The sequence below is a fragment of the Streptococcus mitis genome, assembly GCF_047459985.1.
GTDB lineage: Bacteria > Bacillota > Bacilli > Lactobacillales > Streptococcaceae > Streptococcus > Streptococcus mitis_DZ.
Genome location: NZ_JASHHD010000047.1, coordinates 1 through 656 on the forward strand (window position 1 = coordinate 1; position 656 = coordinate 656).

General features: G+C 39.5%; 1 protein-coding gene. It reads left to right on the forward strand.

From position 1 onward, the window contains the following. Window positions 1-656, forward strand: a 656-nt coding sequence (locus QM959_RS09560; protein ID WP_414372863.1) for an ISL3 family transposase, incomplete at both ends; no start/stop codon positions are given.

Genomic DNA, 656 nt, shown 5'->3' on the forward strand with positions numbered 1-656 from the left:
GGATACCCACAAAGAAATCATCGCTAAACTGGACTACGACGCCCCATCTTGTCCTGATTGTGGAAGCCAAATGAAGAAATATGATTTTCAAAAACCATCGAAAATTCCTTACCTTGAAACGACTGGTATGCCTACTAGAATTCTCCTGAAAAAGCGTCGTTTTAAGTGCTATCAGTGCTTGAAAATGATGGTAGCTGAGACTTCCCTCGTCCAGAAGAATCACCAAATCCCTCGTATCATCAACCAAAAAATTGCTCAAAAGTTGATTGAAAAAACTTCTATAACCGACATTGCTCATCAGCTTTACATCTCAACTTCAACTGTCATTCGTAAGCTCAATGACTTCCGTTTTGAGCATGATTTTTCGCGTCTTCCTGAGATTATGTCTTGGGACGAGTACACCTTTACCAAGGGAAAGATGAGCTTCATTGCACAAGATTTTGAAAAACTCAATATCATCACTGTTCTTGAGGGAAGAACACAAGCTGTCATCAGGAATCACTTTCTTCGCTACGATAGAGCTATTCGATGTCAGGTGAAAATCATTACTATGGATATGTTTAGTCCTTATTATGCCTTGGCTAACCAGCTTTTTCCGTGTGCTAAAATCGTTCTAGATCGTTTCCATATTATCCAACATTTAAGCCGTGCTACAA